Raw genomic sequence first — 19,568 nt, forward strand, 5'->3', positions numbered from 1 at the left:
AGGCATTGTGGATAAAAGCTTTCTCACGAACGCTGCGCTAGAAAAATCCTACTTCAACAACACCAGCAACGCACTTTACCAAGGCTTAGTATCTTCATCGCCACTTTGTGTACGTTTCGTTGTCTTTTCTTGATTACGCTCGTCCTGCAACGATTGCTGGTCAACATGATTATTTTGCTGCAACAAGTGTTCTACCTTATTGCGCTGCTCATCGTTTAATCGCGGATCCTGCTGTGTTTGAGAATCCTTATTCTTTTGAGAAGGTTGAGAACGTTGGGAAGACTGAGTACCGTTCTGACGCTGCTGCTGGTTCTTGCGTTGAGATGAAGACGTATGCTCATTATAAATTTTTTTCTTCAACAAAGCAGTAAGTTCATAAGACAATGCGGCGTTATGATCAATATTGCTTACTAGTTTCGGCATAAGTATTATCCGCTGCGCACGCGCCTCTTCAAATTGCGCATTAGTTTGTTGCTGCTGCGTCAACAAAACCTCTTTGTCACTGTCGATACTCCTGGCAGCTTTCATATTGGCAATAAGATTATTAGTTGCAGCGTTATACGTGCATTGCGCTCGCCAATTCACAATTGCGTAGTACGCAACTACTATTGCGACAAGTATGCAAAGAGAGGCAACAATGCGTATTATTACGCGTTTAGATATACGCTTCATACTAATTTCCTCGATGTAATGAGCCACGCTATAAGTTCCCACAGTAATAAAGCCGCCGCAAGTGCCGCAAATGGCCAAATAACAGGTTCCGGCCTCAAACGAGGTTTAGCGGTTTCGTTCATGCGCCATTGGTGAGAAAGAATAGATTTTGCTTCACTGCCAATCGTTGCGTTACGCACTATATGTACGTATTTTCCGCTTAACTCGTCTGCTATGTTGCGCAGATTTTTCTCATCCAGCTTCGAAATACCAGGCTTGCCTGTTGAGGGATCAATAACCCAGTCTTTCGATTCACTCGCATCAGTGTTCTGATCTGTGCTATCGTCGTCCAACGTAAGTTCTGTACGACCTATCGGTATGCGAGCGCCTTGAGCAGAGCCTACGCCAATAACGAAGGCATGCGTAATATAGCCTCGCAATGATGAGAATGTGCGTCGTTTGCGCTGAGTTGTTTCTTCGCCATCACTTATTACATATAAGACGGTGGTGTCGTCAGGATGAGCGTCGTGAATAGCTTTTGCGGTAAGTAACGTTTGGTCAATAGGCGCGTCAAGACTTGTTCCTTGCGCTACGCTGGTTGGTTCCGTACGAAGCGTATCTATCCAATTGTCTACGGCTTTAGCATCTGGTGTTAATGGCACATCGACGCAGGTTGATGCTCCGAAGGAAATTGCAGCATAGCTTGCGTTAGCGTAGGATTTCGTGATTTGCTTTACTACTTTTCGAGCAGCGTCAATACGCGTCATGCGACCATCGTGACCATATTGCGCATCATTAGCTCGCATTGAACCGGTAATATCGAGGGCAATAATCACGTTAGTAGCATTGACTGCACGCTGTAATGTTGCTCGCATAACGCTAGGAGAAAGTGCGCAAACCATAAGCAGTAAGCAAATGACGATTCGACGTATTCGCATTGCTAACGTTTCATTAGTAAGTGTCAGGTTCCTGCGTAACGGCACTATTTCGAAGCAGATTGCAGCAAATAGCAGAAGTATTGCAATCCCTGCAACAATCCATCCGTAGGAAGGAGCGAGCACAAGTTGCCCGGCTTGCGAAGTATCAGAAGCACGCAATTGTGCCAAATTTAGTAACGATGCGGTAGAAAACATTGTTATACTCATCGCTTTATCCTCTTTGAAAGGGCAAGCCAAATTAACAAACTGATAATAGTGAGCAGCACCCATATTCCTGGATCGTCACTAAAAGCAGATTGCATATTCCCGTGAGGAATCGTGCTACGCCTCCGTTCGATTTCTTTTACCAGCGTAAGCACCGAATCCGTGTCATGTTGCGTTAGGAAGACACCGCCTTGAGATTCGATAAGATTTTTCATTTCGAGAGTAGTATCGCTGTTCTCGTTTTGTTTTGCTCCGGAATATAATCCGTCAACCCGTATTCGCGCTCTAGCAGTTAAGTCTAAAGCCTGTTTCAAAGAGTATGTTGGCTTACCAGAAACTACATTATCGGTAGCAAGAACTATAGAAGCGCTGCGGTTAAACCTGCTTTGAACTTTGCGAGCGTTATGAGCGGAGCCGTAAATAAATCCCGGTAGCATCGCAGCACAACTAACTAAACCATCTCCAATAAGCGACGTTGCATTTTTACGATTTTGCGTGCCGTCAAGCCAATCTGAAATCTGCTGATACTGACGCTCTTGCAAATGATCAATACGATTTTGCGATTGAACGCCACCAAGTAGGTTAGCGGCATATTGCAGCTGCTTTTTTGCCATACGATAATCGTCAGTAAGTGGGAAAACAGTTCTTGACGTCGAGTTGAAAATGCTGAGTCCAATACGTTCACCTTGAAAATGCTCAATAAAATTGAGGTACGCTTGGATAACTTCGCGATCGTAGGGGAGGGCAGATCCGGAAACGTCTAAGCAAAGCACTATATCGCGAGAGCTTACTTGTTCGTCGGCATTCAATACTCGAGCTGGTCTGGCAGCAGTTACAAGAGCACCAACCAGCGAAATTGTAAGCATAACACTTGCGCAACGTTTCATTATGCGCCACTCATGCCAAATGCGACTTGTAACAGCACCCTGTAAATCGTCGTCAAGTGTAAAAGTATAAAAGTTGTTACTCTCACTGTGCTGATGCTCGCGATACTGTTTTTTAAGCTTTCTTTCATGCAGCATATCGCATACGAGTACTAAACCGATAAGCACTGCACTCAAAACTACTCCTGCAACCAAAAGTAGTGGCCACTGCCATTTCCAAGGCCATAATGCTTCCCGCCAATTTTTACTCATCAGCGTTGCCCCCTGGCATTCCACCCCTCGAGTAACGCCAACACCCAGCCAGCAGCCTGCTCAACACTGGTATTTCGCGCCTGCTCGTTTTCTTCACTGTCTGCAAATTCCGGAGGATACAATGCTGCTATGGTTTGTCGCAACATATCGGCACCTTTTTTGTTACGCCATTTAAGACGAAGTGAACTTAATTCGCCCAACGTGTGCGTATTAATATCCTCCCCACTCAACAGGGAAACGTAAGTTCTTGCCACAGCTGCTAATTGTGCGCAAGCTTGATCTTGGCTCAACTCGTTTTGATTGTATTGCTGCACAATATTATCTATTTCTTTGCGCCATGCTTGTTTATGAGCATTGTGAACGTGCACAGCGTCTTGTGTAGCGTGAGAATTATTGCTCAGCGTCGTCGATCTCTTGAAGGTAAAGTACAACAATACGCCCGCGACAATTATTACTAGCAAGGTCGCTGCTAAAAGGCTTACGAATAATGTTTCGTCGTGGAGTTGACCGTGAATTTGTGACATACTCACTACTATTCGTCCTCCTTGCGTAACAGGGAGACACTGCGAGTTGAAGTTTGACTTATGACTTTTGCGGCCGCATAGAATACTTCTTCGCTTGTTTTCCCGCAAATAAGTGAAGTGTTGGCGTTAAGTAACATGTCGTGCAAAGCATTGTTGTTCATTTCCCTGCGCGCTTCAATTTCCTTCTTAGTGTACTGATTTTGCAAAAAAGCAGGGATTTTGCGCAAAGTTACGCCATCGTGCAACAGCATTGAGCAAGTTTGATCGCAAGGATTAACCGGGCATAGCGAAACAACAATCAGTTGGTGCGTTTGCGTAAGTTTTTTCAAAAGCTCAGTATGATGAGCTTTGATAGCGTACTCGTCACTAATAAATACTATGAGGTTGTTACGGCCGGCGGTTTTTTCAGTAGCAGTAATCAAAGCCTCAATATTCCTGACATTGCAACGAGCCTTGAATAGTGTGCAATCAAGATTGCGCTCGAAGTCTGAAAGATTTCTAGCAGCTTTTACAGTAAGCAAATTGTCGCCGTCTACACACAGTAGTGAGACGGAGTCGTGTCGCTTCAAACTTAACAAAGCAAAAAAACATGCAGCATTAGAAGCAACCTCATACAACGTTTCCTGAGAATTGCAAGCTCCATTCATATTGATGCTCGCGTCCATCACAATCCATGTTTGTGAAGACGAAGTTCTTTCGCGTGAGGAAACCATAGGCTGACCGCTTCGTGCACTGGCAGACCAGTTCATCATGCGAGCCTCATCTCCAGGCTGCCAAGCATGAATGTCAATAACGTCACCGTTGCCGAAGCGCTTATGAGAGGGATGGTCACCTTCTAGCAATCCTAAAGCTTTACGAGCAATAGGTAAATCGATACGCTGATCTAGGGACTCAATTTTACGGCGTACTGCTGCAGCTGGCTTTGACAACGTCAGTCGCCTAATACGAGAAGATACCGATATTTGATCCGCACTATTAGCAACCATCGATGGTATCTTTCCATGATTCTTTAAACTTACTGCAGCATTAAAAGATTGTGTCTTTTGCTTACGAGCAGCTTGTTTTCGACTCATAGATATCATGGCACAGGAACCGTCTTTACCAGTGCGTCAATAACTTGATCAGTGCTGATAGCATCTGCCAGCGCCTCAAAAGTTAAAAGAATACGGTGTCTGAGGACTTCGTGCGCAAAGAGCTTCACATCTTCTGGAATAACATAGTCTCGTCCCGAAAGTAGTGCATGAGCTTGAGCAATGCGAATAAGAGCGATTGATGCACGCGGGCTAGCACCCATGCGTACGAGCGAACTAATGGTTGGTAGTGGGTGTGTGCCCTTGCCACGAGAAGTCGCAACAAGATCGACAGCATATTTCATTACTGCTTCAGAAACGTGAATATGGCGTGCTGCGGAACGCATAAACACAACGTCTTGCAAACTAATACGTTGGCTACTTAACGTTGCAGGATCCACAACATCCGACCCACGTTGAGTGAGTAACTGCAACATTCGCACTTCCTCATCAGGCTGAGGATAGGTCATAACAGCTTTCACCATAAAACGATCCATTTGAGCTTCAGGAAGATTAAATGTTCCTTCTTCCTCAATCGGGTTCTGCGTAGCAATAACCATGTATGGTTGAGGCAAAGCAATTCGTTCGCCACCAATGGTGGTTGCGCCCTCAGCCATAGCTTCCAACATTGCTGACTGAGTTTTTGCGTTGGAACGGTTAATTTCGTCGAGCAAAATAACATTGGCGTGTATAGGGCCGATTTGCGTAGTAAAACGTTGCGACGCAAAATCAAACACTTGCGTACCAACTAAATCAGCCGGCATTAAGTCAGGAGTGCACTGAACTCTTCGGAAACTTCCCGACATTGCGGTAGCAAGCGTTTGTGCTGCAGTAGTTTTTGCAAGACCAGGCACAGATTCAATAAGAATATGACCCCCTGCAATAAGCGTAAGAATAAGGGATTCACGCAATGATTCTTGTCCAACTAAAGTCTGCGCAAAACGCGAGCGCAAAACGTTAGCAATCTGCTGGCAACGGCGTATATCTTCATGTGAAACACTCGTTGGCGTCTGCTTGTGCGCAGTAGGAGGTTGCAGTACCGATGCGCCTGTAAGTGGGTTAGCAGTCATGTCTAATGAGCTACCTGTCGATTGTTTTTTCGGTTGCGGTGGAAATAATGCCATGTTCCCCATGGTAGACGATATGCAGTACCGACACCTGCAAAAATCAGCATTTCACCAAGCAATAGTGTAGTAACGCTATGGTGAGGTGAAAAAGCTTAATGGTGTGAACCTACACTTCTTGGGAAGAAAGAGACCAGTCGATTGGTGAAGCTCCCATGTTTATAAGTGCTTGATTTGCTCTTGAGAAGGGACGTGAACCAAAGAATCCTCTCATTGCAGAAAGAGGACTTGGGTGTGGGGAAGTTATGAGTACTGCGTTAGTAAGTAACGGAGCTAAGCTTTGTGCGTTTCGCCCCCACAGAATAGCTACTAACGGTAATGGTTTACCGTTGACATCGCTTCTATTGTTAAGTGCACGAATAGCTGCGTCCGTTACTATTTCCCAGCCTTTTCCTTGGTGACTGTTTGCTTTCCCAGCTTCTACAGTTAGGCAACGGTTTAGTAACATAACACCTTGCCGAGTCCACGGCGTTAAGTCTCCGCTTTCCGGAGTAGGTATATTAAGATCTGTAGTTAATTCTTTATAAATATTGATAAGACTTTTCGGCAATGGACGAACTTTGGGAGCAGTGCAAAAACTTAAGCCCACCGGATGCCCCGGAGTAGGATATGGATCTTGTCCAACTATTAAAACTTTTATGCTGTTGAGTGGAATACTAAACGCTCGCAAAATATTGCGACTTGCGGGAAGAATATGATGTCCCTGAGCGATTTGTTCGCGTAAAAAATCTCCCATCGCTCGTATCTGAGGCTCTACAGGCGTTAAAGCCTTCGCCCAATCCGGGTCCATAAGTTCTTCTAACGGTTTAATATGCTTAGCATTCATATTGCTACTGTATGTCATGGCATATATGTGCCTAAACAAATCATAATGGTTGTGTCTTTTATGAAATTCCAATTGTGCTTTGTGCTCAGCATTCGGTAGTATGGACACATATTGTTTGATGATTTTGTTGGAGGAATGCAATTATGGCGCGAAATAAGCAGAACGTGTCGTATACGCCTGACGCTTTTGATGAGCCACCGGAGGGCCCTGTCGGCGTGCACCGCGGAAATCTCGCATGGTATTCCATATTGCTTCCTTACGTTGCGGTGTTGGTTTCTGCTGCTGTAGCCGGTTTTATTGTGTGGGCAGTGTTATCTGGTGAGATTTCGCATCTTCCATTGCCTTGGAATCATACTCAGCAAATTTCGCAACAAAAAACAGTTAAAAAGACTGATGCTGAGAAGCCAAAAGATGATGAAGATGACGATGATTCAGCTGACGCCGACACTAACAGCAGTGACAATTCGCAAGCCAATAGTTCAACTAAGGCAAGTAAAAAAGACGCTGACAGTGCTAATAAAAAAGACACTGGCAACACTAAAGACACTGCTGCAACTCAATCTTCGTCTCAAGCGCCTATCGATAAGTCTGTTGCAGTTCGAGTAATCAATGCAACTAATATCACAGGCCATGCTGCACAAAGTGCTAACAAGTTGAAGCAAAATGGATATACGAACGTCACTGCAGCTAACCCAACAGGTAAGGTTCCTACGAATTCTGTAGTTTGGTATAAAGACGAGTCTCAGCGAGCTGCTGCACAAGATATTGCAAAAGCTTTGGGCATTAGTGCTGTTGAAAGTTCTCAAGACATCGTTATGCCAGTTGTGGTTGTGCTGTGCAAGTGATTGTTTTCCAAACTTACTTTTATAAATAACTTATTATTGTTGCCGGTTGGTGTTTTCCAACCGGCTTTTTTATTAATAAACGCCAAAAAGTTGGCACTCGGGGGCAGAGAGTGCTAATCTTCAAATTAGCACTCAAGTCTCGTGAGTGATAACGAGCAGCTGACGGCTCGTAGCTCAAGACTGCAGTGAATAGTCCATAAATAACGTATGTGGAGGAATAATGGCAAAGATTATTGCCTATGAAGAGGACGCCCGTCAGGGTATGCTCGCAGGTCTCGATAAGCTTGCAGATACAGTCAAAGTAACACTTGGCCCAAAGGGTCGCAATGTTGTGCTTGACAAGGCTTATGGTGCTCCAACCATTACTAACGATGGTGTTTCTATCGCTAAAGAAATTGATCTTGAAGACCCATATGAGCGTATTGGCGCCGAACTGGTGAAGGAAGTTGCTAAGAAGACTGATGACGTTGCTGGCGACGGTACTACTACCGCTACTGTGCTTGCTCAGTCTTTGGTGCACGAAGGTTTGAAGAACGTTGTTGCCGGTAGCAACCCAATCGCGCTTCGTCGCGGAATTGAGAAGGCTGCTGAAGCAATTGTCAAGCAACTGCTTGCTTCTGCTAAGGATGTAGAAACTAAGGAGCAAATTGCTGCTACCGCTACTATTTCCGCAGCAGATTCTGAAGTTGGTGAAAAGATTGCTGAAGCCTTGGATAAGGTCGGCCAGGACGGTGTTGTTACCGTTGAAGACAACAACAAGTTTGGTCTTGACTTGGACTTCACTGAAGGCATGCGTTTTGACAAGGGTTATATTTCCCCTTACTTCGTCACTAATGCTGACGATCAAACCGCTGTGCTTGAAGATCCTTACATTTTGCTCACTTCCGGTAAGGTTTCTAGCCAGCAGGATATCGTTCATATTGCTGAACTTGTTATGAAGTCCGGCAAGCCTTTGCTCATCATTGCTGAAGACGTTGATGGTGAAGCGTTGCCAACTTTGGTACTCAACAAGATTCGTGGCACTTTCAACACGGTTGCTGTAAAAGCTCCAGGATTTGGCGATCGTCGTAAGGCCATGTTGCAGGATATGGCAATTTTGACCGGTGCTCAGGTTGTTTCTGACGATCTTGGCTTGAAGCTCGATTCTATTGATGCTTCTGTATTCGGTCACGCAGCTAAGGTGATTGTCTCCAAGGATGAGACGACTATCGTTTCCGGCGCTGGCTCTAAGGAAGATGTTGATGCTCGAGTGGCTCAGATTCGCGCTGAAATCGAGAACACTGATTCTGATTACGATCGCGAAAAGCTTCAAGAGCGTCTTGCTAAGCTCGCTGGCGGCGTAGCTGTTATTAAGGTTGGCGCTGCTACTGAAGTTGAAGCTAAGGAACGTAAGCATCGTATTGAAGATGCTGTTCGTAATGCTAAGGCTGCTATTGAGGAAGGCTTGCTTCCAGGTGGCGGCGTAGCCCTTGTTCAGGCTGCTACAAAGGTTGAAAAGACTGCTGCAATCACCGATCTTAAGGGTGAGGAAGCTACTGGCGCTGCCATCGTGTTCCGCGCTGTAGAAGCTCCAATCAAGCAGATTGCTCAGAACTCTGGTGTTTCTGGTGACGTTGTGCTTAACAAGGTACGTGAACTTCCAGAAGGCGAAGGCTTTAATGCTGCAACCAACACTTATGAAGATTTGATGGCTGCTGGCGTTACTGACCCAGTGAAGGTAACTCGCTCTGCACTTCAGAACGCTGCTTCTATTGCTGGCTTGTTCTTGACCACTGAAGCTGTGGTTGCAAACAAGCCTGAGAAGCCAGCTGCAGCACCACAAGCCGGCGCTGACATGGGCTACTAAATCGAAAGTTGATTTGCGGTTAGCTTTATAAATACTATTTGTTATTTGTAAAGTAGTGAATAGAAAAATGGCGGCACGCTTTTAGGGGCGGTCGCCATTTTTATTTCGTTTTATTTCGTTTCACACATGCATATTGTGATTTCGCATGCGTCAGCCCATGCCGAATAGCGATGTCGCTTGCGTTTCTGCGTCAAGATACACTCCAGACGCTTGCTGCATAGCTTGCTGAATCGCTTCAAGAGACTGTTCCATCTGCTGCTGTGCTGCACGCCATTGCTGTGCTGTTGATGCAAACTGTGTAGCTGCGCTACCTGTCCACACACTTTGCAACTGCTGTAAATTGGCATACATTCCGTTAACGGCTTGTCTAATTGAGTTAACCGAAGTGCCAACTGCTGCAGCAGCTTGCTGAATTTGTTCTGAATCAACCCGAAATTGTGCCATATTTCCCCCCTAATATTTAGCTTGTGTAAGCGTTTGTGTATTTGCTGCAGCACTACACTGGCAAGACTCAAAAGGTATAGTGTGTTGTGTCTGCTTGTGTAATGTCACGGTATGATGAATATATGCCATCAACAAAGTATGCGAAAGATTTTTCCGCGCATGTGGTTAAAAGCTTGTCACTTATCCACATTTTTAACTGCTGCCCACACAATACTCACACAGCACCCATGCGCACAAGAATCATACTTATTGCCGTCGTATCATGCTTACTTAACGTTATTGCATTACTTCCTTTAGATTGCATAGTTTCCGCAGTATCGTTGTCCGCACACGTAACAACAGCAGAACCAACAGCTACTTCGCAATTGCCAATAAATTCATTCCTGTCAGGAACGGCTTACGCTGCCGACAATTCGCAAAATTCCGGTATTGTTGCAACTGATTCAATTACCGATACAGAAAATCTACTAGGTGATTCGGTAACTAAAGTTTCCGACATGATTGCTGAAACAAAAAAGCGTACAGGAGTTACGGTAAAGCTGCTCTACTTATCGACTTTTGGCAATACGAATAATCCTTCACAATGGGCGAGTGATCTTCTTACAAGCACATTACCTGCCCGAAATACAGTGTTGCTGGCTGTAGCTACTCACGACGGGCGACTAGTAGTTGCAGTATCTCCTAATTCTGACGAATGGTTGAAAAGTAAAAGAACAGCTGATATGCTATCCGACGCAGCATACCGACCATTAGTGAGTACATCCGGATCTCACTGGGATCAATCCGCAATAATGATGATGCAACAGATTATTCGTTCAAAACGTACCGCTACCACTACGTCAGCAAGCCTGTTGTCTACTCTTGTTATGTTGGTAATACTGCTGGTTCTGTGCGTTATGGTGACGATTCTGTTACTTCGTAAGCGTTATATTCAACGCCAAATTTTAACTGGCAAAAGAAAAGCTCGCAGGCGACACGCAAGACATCGCTAAAGTCGTTTTATGCGGGGAATTTACCTGTTTTTAGAAAATACCTCGTTTTATTTTCAGTATTTATTCAGGAAACATTCAGCTTCATAAGTGATGCTAATCAGTATGAGTAAGAACGTTGAAGCATCTATTGTTGTGGTCGATGACGAACCATCAATTCGCGAACTTTTAGTGGCATCTTTACATTTCGCAGGTTTTGAGGTGGAAACAGCGGCATCGGGGTCTGAAGCCGTTGAAGTTATAGAACGAGTAAAACCTGACCTTATCGTCATGGATGTTATGCTCCCAGACATTGATGGTTTCACTGTCACAAGGCGTATTCGTCAAAACGGCATCACAGTTCCTGTGTTATTCCTCACAGCTAGGGATGATACACAAGATAAGATTATGGGTCTGACCGTTGGTGGAGACGATTACGTCACTAAACCGTTTAGCTTGGAAGAACTAGTAGCAAGAATCCGTGCTATTCTTCGCCGAACCCAAGAACAGGATGAGCAAACTCCTGTTATTCGTGTAGCAGACCTTGAGATTAACGAGGATTCCCACGACGTAACGAGAAGTGGCGTACCTATCGAACTCAGTCCAACAGAATACAAGCTCTTGCACTACTTAATGGACAACGAAGGTCGCGTATTATCAAAAAGCCAAATTTTGAACCACGTTTGGCAATATGATTGGGGCGGTGACGCGGCTATCGTAGAATCCTATATTTCGTACCTTCGTAAAAAAGTTGATGGTATTGAAATCACTGACGAACATGGCAATCTTCAAAAAGTGGTCCCACTTATTGAAACCAAGCGCGGCATTGGTTATATGATTCGCGAACCGAAGGCAGGTCAAGCCTGATTATGCGAAGCAATAATCAAAAAGACGACAAGCAAAGCAAACCTAAAGGTAGTGGAGCTGAAAGTAGCGCAGACAAAAACAAAAACAAGGATCCGCAAAAAGCTGTTGGCAAAAGCATAATGGTATTACCGGGTTCAGTTGCCACTGCGAACGATAAACCCCGCAAAACATGCTGGCTAAAAAGACGCATAAGCACAATCCCGCTGAGCACTCGTTTGGTAGCATGCACGTTGGTAGTGTTAACTGTGGCAGCGTTTTGTATTTCTTTGTCAATTCGTCAGTTGGTTGGTAATTACTTGCTGGAAAAAACTGACGCCCAGCTCACTGACCAAGCGCAGCTTATTTACGACAATATTGGCATGCTGCGTACGAAAGATAGTAACCAATCGACAGCGGGGCCTAACGATTATTTCCTACAAATTAGGGATACAAATAACAAAATTATAGCTACGCCGTTAATTCCTAAACTCAGGGGAGACTTGGTAGCCATGCCGAAACTCCCAGCTAATGGTTCCGCTAACAAAGGCGTTGTTACCCGCAAGCCTTATACGGCTCCATCTCGCATAAAAGGTAATACCAGTGGTATTGACGAATCTACTATAAAAGCTGCTCGCGCACCATGGCGAGTACTCGTATTAACGTGGGGGTCACCAAACGAGTACAATTCAGATACGCATATTCAAGGTTTTGTCTATATTGCGTTATCGCTTAGCGATCAGCTCGATACAGTTAATACGCTTACACGCTACTGCATTATGGTAAGTATTGCCGTCATTTTGCTAGGAGCAGTATTCGCAGCACTCATAATCCAGTCTACTCTTGGACCGTTGAAACGAATTGAAAAAACAGCTTCGAAGATTGCTTCAGGCGATTTAAGCAGGCGAGTTCCTGCAGCGCCAGAAAACACTGAGGTTGGATCTTTAGCGGCTTCTCTTAACTCCATGCTCGCCAGAATTGAGCGTGGCTTTAATGAGCAAGAAGCAATGACTGAAAAAATGAAACGATTTGTTTCTGACGCAAGCCATGAATTACGAACGCCACTTGCAGCAATTCACGGCTACGCGGAGCTGTACACAATGTGGCGAAGCATGCCTGGTGAACAGGAGAGAGCTGACGATTCTATCGCTCATATTAAAGCCTCTAGTGAACGTATGACCGAACTTGTTGAAGATTTACTTTCTTTGGCACGCTTCGACGAAGGACGTGGCATTAATATTTCTCAGCAGGTGAGTTTGTCTCCAATTCTTTCTGATGCAGCTAATGATTTACACGCATTAGATCCAGTTAGAGCAGTTCAACAAGGTACGCTGACACTTTCTGATGAGTGGAAGCTTATGAATTGTACCAACTGCAATTTTGAGCGCAAACTATTATTCCACAGCGGCAAACTTCCTAACGTCACTCTTTTGGGAGATGGCGCAAGACTACGTCAAGTAATGACGAATATTGTTGGAAATATTCATCGTTACACGCCAAGTGATTCTCCTGTAGAAATTGCCATGGGTGTGATGAAAGCTTCTATTTCGCCTGATGACTTGTCACGTATGCCTTCTGTAAGCCAATCCTTAAAAGAATTTCTGGAAGCTGCCGAAGTAAGTCAGTCGACTAATACCGGTAATAATTACGCCGTAATTCGCGTAGTTGATCATGGACCAGGCGTTCCGGAAGAATCACTTTCGCGCATTTTTGAACGTTTTTATATTGCTGATCCTTCTCGAGCGAGAGAAAAGGGCGGTACCGGCTTAGGCATGGCTATCGCTCAATCAGTAGTTAAAGCGCACCACGGGTTTATTTGCGCAACAATTTCTAATCCTTTGACTATTTGTGCCACAAACGCAGAAAACGCTACGAATTCCGACGATGATACCATGGATGGTTCTGAAAACCTCGACATTACGCAGCATGGTCTAACTCTTACGGTTGTGTTGCCTGTAACTGAAGTTGAGGATACAACGAAACAGTCGTAACGGCATGACGAAATGCTGTTAATTCGTGCGTGTAACGCGCCTGTTTCTTCGTTACTCATAGCGAAAGGTTCGTTTGCCCGCGTGTATGCGCTACAATGATATAAGCGATACAAGTAATAACCAATATTTGGTACACTGTCCATAGCCGTTTCACGCATCAAACGCAGGTTTTTCTGCTTCGCGTAGAACGCTGTGAGATATGAGTGTGGATATTATGTGAGTGAGGTGTGTTATGCCCAATGGGCGTGTGCGTTGGTACGATACGCAGAAGGGGTACGGCTTTATTGCTAGCGACGACGGGAAGGATGTTTTCCTGCCTGCCGCAGCGCTGCCTGCTACCATAAAAACATTGCACAAAGGTACCCGCGTTGAATTTTCGGTAATTGAAGGACGCAAAGGCCCACAAGCCATGGGTCTTAATGTGATTGCCGCTACGCCCTCATTGGTAAAAGCAACTCGTCCTAAAGCAGAAGATATGGCAGCCATCGTTGAGGATCTTATCAAACTCCTCGATTCAGCTGGCAATGGATTGCGTCGTCGTCATTATCCTTCGGCCGCCGAAAGCAAAAAACTTGCTACATTGTTGCGTGCTGTAGCCGATAATTTTGACGTTCAGGAATAGTGTTCAGGAAATAGTATTGATGACTGATGAAGTGATGGATCCGCAAAAGCTTGCGCTTAGCGTAGCTGTGGAAACTTCAGAACGCACAGACGCTGTTGGCGATTTTGTAACTTCGATAGACCTTGGTGATGGAGTTACCGATTTTCGTTTCGTAAGCAAGCTAGTTGGTTACGAAGGGTGGCAATGGTCCGTCACCTTGTATCACGATGAAGAATTGCAGCGCTGGACGGTTAACGAATCCACGTTAATTCCTACAGATGATTCGCTGCTGCCACCTCCGTGGATTCCATGGAAGGATCGTTTAAAGCCAAGCGATCTTTCAGTTATGGATACTATGGGGACAGAAGAAGACGATCCTCGCCTCGAAGATGGTTTCCGTCCAACCCGTCGCATTGAGCGCGAGCTAACAAACTCTCGCGAAGACGATGAAGCAAAAACTGAAGAAGGAAACGACAATACTGTTATTTCGGAAGGCAATGCCACCGTTTCAGACGGCATGGCTTCAGAAAATGGTACTTCGGAAGATAGTACTTCGGAAAGTGACGTTTCAGAAAATAGTGCTTCAGAAAATAGTGCGGAATACCCAGCCACCGATGAAAATCAGCCTGAAAAATCTCAAAATCTTACTGAGCAGCAGGATTCTCAAGTACTATTCGATGAAGACGAAGATCTTGAGGAAGCAGTATCAACTCTGCGATTGTCTCGCAGACGAGTGATGACAGCTGAAGCCCTTTCACAAACGGCTAAACGCTGGTATTCCGGACAGCACGGACCAAAATCGCTATCAACAAAAGTAGCTGATGGTAAAGCATGCTCTTCCTGTGGTTTTATGATTCCGCTAGCCGGAAGCTTAGGTTCCATGTTTGGAGTGTGTGCAAACATGTGGAGTCCAGACGATGGGCGAGTGGTATCACTCGATCACGCCTGCGGCGAGCATTCAGACATTGAACCTCCTGAACCGTCTCAGCTATGGATACAGTCGGCACCAGCCTACGACGATTATCATATTGACATTCTTCAGCAAGCACCTCGCGATGAACGTGCAGATGTTGAACTTATTGAGGAAGCTATTGAGGATAGTAAAGAAAATCGCCGCAGAAAGCGTAAAGTAGCCAATAGAACTCATGACGAAAAGTCAAGTGCTAAAAAAGTATTAGCGGAAACTTCTGAAACCGCTGAAACCACTGGAACAACTGATAAAACAGTTGACGCAGAAACAGCAACGACGACTAAGACACCAGAGCAGCAGTCTGTAACCCAAACAGATCGCAGTAGCGACAGCAATCTTCACACAGTCGAAGCTCAAGAGTCTAAAGAACAATCGGAACAATCGGAACAGCTTGTGCAGCAAGATCGAGTGGAAACTGTAACGCAAGATGCCGAAGTTGACAGAGCTATCGATACTGTCGATATTAATGACACTATCGATACTCAACAAGTTGACGAAACCACGCAAACGAAAAATCGCGCTCGTTCTACAGCTTCTACGGCAATGCACTTATACAAAAGGAAATCCCGCAGGCAACACAAGTAGATAGTAAGTATTGGTCTATTCGCATACATAGCACGTACATAGTCACGTACATAGGGGGTAACTTCGCGTCATGGCGACTCGTTACCATAGAACGAAGGAAAAGAACGGAAGGCAGTTATGTTTGAACGGTTCACTGACCGCGCACGACGCGTAATTGTGCTAGCTCAAGAAGAGGCTCGCTCGCTTCAGCACAACTATATTGGCACTGAGCATATTTTGCTTGGGCTTATTCGCGAAGGCGAAGGTATAGCAGCAAAAGCGTTAAGCTCAAAAGGCGTAGATTTAGAAGGCACGCGCAAGCAGGTTGAAGAAATGATTGGGAAAGGAACAGTAGCCCCAAGTGGCCACATTCCTTTCACACCACACGCTAAACAAGTGTTGGAATTGAGCTTGCGTGAAGCACTACAGCTTGGACACAGTTATATTGGTACTGAGCATATTCTTCTAGGCTTACTTCGTGAAGGCGAAGGCATTGGCACCCAGGTACTCATAAAAATGGAAGTCGATCTTGGGGACTTGAGAAGCACTGTAGTCGATTTAATTCGTGGAACCACTGATTCCAGCAATAATGGTGAGAAAGGCGAATTAGCGAACGCCGGTAGCGTACAAGATAAGAGTAACAAGTCCGGTTCTGCGTTACTCGATCAATTTGGACGAAATTTGACGCTCGAGGCTCAAGAAGGCAAGCTTGATCCAGTTATTGGTCGTTCTGAAGAAATAGAACGAGTGATGGTTGTGCTTTCTCGCCGCACGAAAAACAATCCTGTGTTAATTGGCGAGCCAGGCGTTGGTAAAACCGCAGTAGTTGAAGGTCTTGCACAAAAGATTGTTGCAGGCGATGTGCCAGAAACCTTAAAAGGTAAGCAGGTATATTCCCTAGACCTCGGCTCAATGGTTGCAGGTTCGCGTTATCGCGGTGATTTCGAAGAGCGCTTGAAGAAGGTGCTGAAGGAAATCAAATTGCGCGGAAACATTGTACTGTTCATCGATGAAATTCACACCATCGTTGGAGCTGGCTCTGCTGACGGAGCGTTGGGCGCTTCCGACATGCTTAAGCCAATGCTTGCACGAGGCGAGCTACAGACTATTGGTGCTACTACTACTGATGAGTATCGTAAATATATCGAAAAGGATGCCGCATTAGAGCGTCGTTTCCAGCCAATTCAGGTTCCAGAACCTACTATTGCTGAAACGATTGAGATTCTTAAAGGCTTGCGTTCGCGTTACGAGAATCATCATAACGTAACAATTACGGACGGCGCTTTGCAATCCTCCGCGGAACTTTCTGACCGCTATATTCAAGACCGTCACCTTCCAGATAAAGCTATCGACCTTATCGACGAAGCTGGCGCACGCTTGCGAATTAAGCGTTTGACTCAGCCGCCTGAGCTTAAAGAACTCAATCATAAGATTGCTAAACTTTCTGAGAAGAAGGATGAGGCAATTAAGAGGCAGGACTTTGAGGAAGCTGCAAATCTTCGTGACGATCAAGAAAAACTTGAAAATGAGGCTGCGGAGAAAGAAAAGGCGTGGCGAGAAGGCGAATCTAACGTCAAGATGGTTGTTGACGAAGACATGATCGCTTCTGTTGTTTCAAGTACTACGGGTATTCCGGTAGTAAAACTTACGCAAGCTGAATCTCAGAAGCTCCTTCAAATGGAAGCTGAACTACATAAGCGTATCGTCGGACAGGACGAGGCTGTGTCAGCTTTGGCTCGTTCTATTCGTCGCGCGCGTGTTGGTTTGAAGGATCCTAAGCGTCCTTCTGGTTCATTTATTTTTGCTGGTCCTACTGGCGTCGGTAAAACGGAACTCGCTAAGGCGTTGGCAAACTTCCTGTTTGACGATGACGATGCTTTGATTCGCGTTGACATGTCTGAATTTGCTGAAAAGTATGCTGCTTCTAGGCTTTTCGGCGCACCTCCAGGATACGTCGGTTACGAAGAAGGCGGCGAACTTACAGAAAAAGTTCGCAGAAAGCCGTTCTCTGTGGTGCTTTTTGACGAGATTGAGAAAGCTCACCCAGATATTTTCAACACGCTGCTTCAGGTGTTAGATGATGGTCACTTAACCGACGGACAAGGACGTAAAGTGGACTTTAAGAATACGATTATTATTCTTACCACAAACCTTGGCACGCGAGACATCGCTAAGACCGCTAATACTGGTTTTACACTCGGTAATAATTCAGATTCTAACTATCAGCGTATGAAGGATCAGGTTAATTCTGAATTGAAGCGTCACTTCCGTCCAGAATTCCTGAACCGCTTGGACGATACTATTGTGTTCCGTCAGCTTACGGAGACGGAAGTTCGCGAAATTGTCGATATGGATGTGAAGCAGCTTAATGCTCGCTTGTTCGATCGCCATATGACACTTGAACTTACCGATGCAGCAAAGAATTTGCTCGCTCAGAAGGGCTTTGATCCACTGCTCGGTGCTCGTCCGCTGCGTCGCGTGATTCAGCGTGACATTGAGGATACGATTTCTGAGAAGATTCTTCTTGGTAATTTGACGGACGGTGAGCGCATAGTAGTTGACTCTGAAGGCGAAGGATTGCTAGGGGAGTTTACTTTTAAGAGCCAGCAGTTTGATATTGCTGAGTTGTATGAATCTAGCAAGTCTTCTAATGAAGACGCTGAAGATAACTCTGCAGAGGATTCTGGTAACAACTCTGAAAGCAGTGCTGAAGATGGCTCTGAAAGCAATACTGGAAACAGTGCTGAAAACGAAGCTGCTGATAAAACTGGCAGTGAAATAAAATAATTCTAAATAACGAAAAAATCCCGGCGCGTAAATCTCGTCGGGATTTTTGTTTTTATAGGTTTGCTTACATAGTTTTTTACTTAGTAGCTGTGTCAGAAGCCATGCACATTACATTAGCTGCTGAACCAGTTGCACTCTTATGAGAAACCTGCTTACCGTCAACAGTAATTGAGCACTCAACTTGGTAATTATCTGGCGTTGGATTATTAACGTCCAGCTTTGGACTAGCCATAATCATCCAATCCTTTTGAGCATCCTTACCAGTCAAAACTTTCTCCCAAACACCATTGTCAGAACTTTCATTACTGCTTGAACCAGCAACCGTCAAGTTGATATCTGTAGGAGCAGTGCCCTTAACTTCAATCTTCATTTCTTTGGCGTTCTCATTAGCAATCCCTTTTGCCATGTTATCCATCTTTTTACTTGCTTTGTTCATGGACTCTGTGGCTTTATTCAAAGAGGCGCTGAAACTAGCTTGCATTGACAAAGTGATTACTATAGAAAGAATGCCAAGAATAAGGCCAGCAATCACCATTCCGCGACCACGTTTCTTTCCCTTTTTACCTGTTGCACGGAACGAGCAGCCAGAAAATATAATGGCCAATACGCCAAGAACAAGGCATAAATTGTTTATGATTGGCACAAACGAAAATACTATGCTAACAATGCCCAATACAAGCGCAGATACTCCAAGCCCGCTCAAATGCTTGTATTCATTATGTTGATCATTTGCTGGAGGCATGGCCGTATTCCCTTCGTTCATCTTTCTTCCTTTCCTAATTCGATTTGAAAATTATGCAACTTTTTATGACTAAAACAAAAAATCGCATGCGTAAAATAAATCTTATTCACTTAAAAAAAAAAGCAACATTTTTCCATGCTATTGTGGATAAAAGGTGCCAGAAGATTCACAATTTAATTGCTCATTGTTTTTGAGAAAGTAAATATGCTAGAGGGTCGCACAAAACCGGCGACCCTCTGCTAACAGCAATCAACACTTCCTATAGTAAAGTGAGCTTGTCGCGCATAAAGAATTATAGCAAGTTATAGTCAAAGAAAAAAGCAAAAAACTCTAGGTTTTTGGCCTATAACCCTATAACCCTAATAATTGGCAAACTTTTTAACGATAGCTTTTTCTATCGTTAAAAAGTGCACCCACTATCCATTCTGTGCACTCAAAAAAGTGTACTATACTCGGATCTCTCAATCCAACTGGAACAATTCTAATATTACAAT

The 19,568-nt window shown here is 44.8% G+C and carries 17 protein-coding genes; 8 read left to right on the top strand and 9 right to left on the bottom strand.

The features are described 5' to 3' along the window. Window positions 1-75 precede the first annotated feature (75 nt). The 7 genes from AXE77_RS00905 to AXE77_RS00935 all read right to left on the bottom strand — a co-directional run bounded on the left by AXE77_RS00905 (window position 76) and on the right by AXE77_RS00935 (window position 6,473). A complete protein-coding gene (locus tag AXE77_RS00905) occupies window positions 76-672 on the bottom strand; it encodes a DUF6466 family protein (protein WP_116711699.1) in 597 nt (198 codons plus the stop codon). Next, complete coding sequence (locus AXE77_RS00910; protein ID WP_116711700.1) at window positions 669-1,796, bottom strand: vWA domain-containing protein; 1,128 nt, start codon at window positions 1,794-1,796, stop codon at window positions 669-671. Before AXE77_RS00910 ends, AXE77_RS00905 begins: the two co-directional genes overlap by 4 nt. After that, the gene (locus AXE77_RS00915; protein ID WP_116711701.1) at window positions 1,793-2,929 is read right to left on the bottom strand and encodes a vWA domain-containing protein; all 1,137 of its coding nucleotides are present in this window, start codon (window positions 2,927-2,929) and stop codon (window positions 1,793-1,795) included. Before AXE77_RS00915 ends, AXE77_RS00910 begins: the two co-directional genes overlap by 4 nt. After that, a complete protein-coding gene (locus AXE77_RS00920; protein WP_116711702.1) occupies window positions 2,929-3,453 on the bottom strand; it encodes a hypothetical protein in 525 nt (174 codons plus the stop codon). Before AXE77_RS00920 ends, AXE77_RS00915 begins: the two co-directional genes overlap by 1 nt. A gap of 8 nt (window positions 3,454-3,461) precedes the next feature. Continuing rightward, window positions 3,462-4,439 carry a DUF58 domain-containing protein gene (locus AXE77_RS00925; protein WP_430886642.1) on the bottom strand — a complete coding sequence of 326 codons (978 nt, stop codon included), beginning with the start codon at window positions 4,437-4,439 and terminating at the stop codon, window positions 3,462-3,464. 92 nt (window positions 4,440-4,531) lie between these two features. Further along, window positions 4,532-5,593: an AAA family ATPase gene (locus AXE77_RS00930; RefSeq protein ID WP_421778471.1), complete on the bottom strand. Its 1,062-nt coding sequence runs from the start codon at window positions 5,591-5,593 to the stop codon at window positions 4,532-4,534. Between the two features lie 163 nt (window positions 5,594-5,756). Continuing rightward, a complete protein-coding gene (locus tag AXE77_RS00935; RefSeq protein WP_116711705.1) occupies window positions 5,757-6,473 on the bottom strand; it encodes a uracil-DNA glycosylase in 717 nt (238 codons plus the stop codon). Window positions 6,474-6,616: 143 nt separating this feature from the next. Between AXE77_RS00935 and AXE77_RS00940 the strand changes: the two genes are divergently transcribed. Both AXE77_RS00940 and groL read left to right on the top strand, forming a co-directional pair. Beyond that, window positions 6,617-7,318 (top strand): LytR C-terminal domain-containing protein, encoded by a 702-nt coding sequence (locus AXE77_RS00940; protein WP_116711706.1) that lies wholly within the window; start codon window positions 6,617-6,619, stop codon window positions 7,316-7,318. Between the two features lie 220 nt (window positions 7,319-7,538). After that, window positions 7,539-9,164: a chaperonin GroEL gene (groL, locus tag AXE77_RS00945; RefSeq protein WP_116711707.1), complete on the top strand. Its 1,626-nt coding sequence runs from the start codon at window positions 7,539-7,541 to the stop codon at window positions 9,162-9,164. 150 nt (window positions 9,165-9,314) lie between these two features. On the opposite strand, the gene AXE77_RS00950 is transcribed toward groL, so the two are convergent. Next, window positions 9,315-9,608: a WXG100 family type VII secretion target gene (locus AXE77_RS00950; protein WP_116711708.1), complete on the bottom strand. Its 294-nt coding sequence runs from the start codon at window positions 9,606-9,608 to the stop codon at window positions 9,315-9,317. Window positions 9,609-9,730: 122 nt separating this feature from the next. Between AXE77_RS00950 and AXE77_RS00955 the strand changes: the two genes are divergently transcribed. The 6 genes from AXE77_RS00955 (at window position 9,731) to AXE77_RS00980 (ending at window position 18,332) form a co-directional block, all read left to right on the top strand. Next, the gene (locus tag AXE77_RS00955; RefSeq protein ID WP_165846017.1) at window positions 9,731-10,600 is read left to right on the top strand and encodes a TPM domain-containing protein; all 870 of its coding nucleotides are present in this window, start codon (window positions 9,731-9,733) and stop codon (window positions 10,598-10,600) included. A gap of 102 nt (window positions 10,601-10,702) precedes the next feature. After that, a complete protein-coding gene (locus tag AXE77_RS00960; RefSeq protein WP_165846018.1) occupies window positions 10,703-11,443 on the top strand; it encodes a response regulator transcription factor in 741 nt (246 codons plus the stop codon). 119 nt (window positions 11,444-11,562) lie between these two features. Beyond that, window positions 11,563-13,410 carry a sensor histidine kinase gene (locus AXE77_RS00965; RefSeq protein WP_430886643.1) on the top strand — a complete coding sequence of 616 codons (1,848 nt, stop codon included), beginning with the start codon at window positions 11,563-11,565 and terminating at the stop codon, window positions 13,408-13,410. Between the two features lie 232 nt (window positions 13,411-13,642). Beyond that, a complete protein-coding gene (locus AXE77_RS00970; RefSeq protein ID WP_116711712.1) occupies window positions 13,643-14,032 on the top strand; it encodes a cold-shock protein in 390 nt (129 codons plus the stop codon). A gap of 19 nt (window positions 14,033-14,051) precedes the next feature. Beyond that, window positions 14,052-15,566 (top strand): DUF3027 domain-containing protein, encoded by a 1,515-nt coding sequence (locus AXE77_RS00975; protein ID WP_116711713.1) that lies wholly within the window; start codon window positions 14,052-14,054, stop codon window positions 15,564-15,566. 117 nt (window positions 15,567-15,683) lie between these two features. Continuing rightward, entirely contained in the window at window positions 15,684-18,332 is a 2,649-nt protein-coding gene (locus AXE77_RS00980) for an ATP-dependent Clp protease ATP-binding subunit (protein ID WP_116711714.1), read from the top strand. A gap of 76 nt (window positions 18,333-18,408) precedes the next feature. Here the strand turns inward: AXE77_RS00980 and AXE77_RS00985 are convergent, their stop codons facing one another. Beyond that, complete coding sequence (locus tag AXE77_RS00985) at window positions 18,409-19,095, bottom strand: DUF4190 domain-containing protein (RefSeq protein ID WP_116711715.1); 687 nt, start codon at window positions 19,093-19,095, stop codon at window positions 18,409-18,411. Window positions 19,096-19,568 lie beyond the last annotated feature (473 nt).

It is taken from the genome of Gardnerella massiliensis (assembly GCF_003408845.1).
GTDB lineage: Bacteria > Actinomycetota > Actinomycetes > Actinomycetales > Bifidobacteriaceae > Bifidobacterium > Bifidobacterium vaginale_H.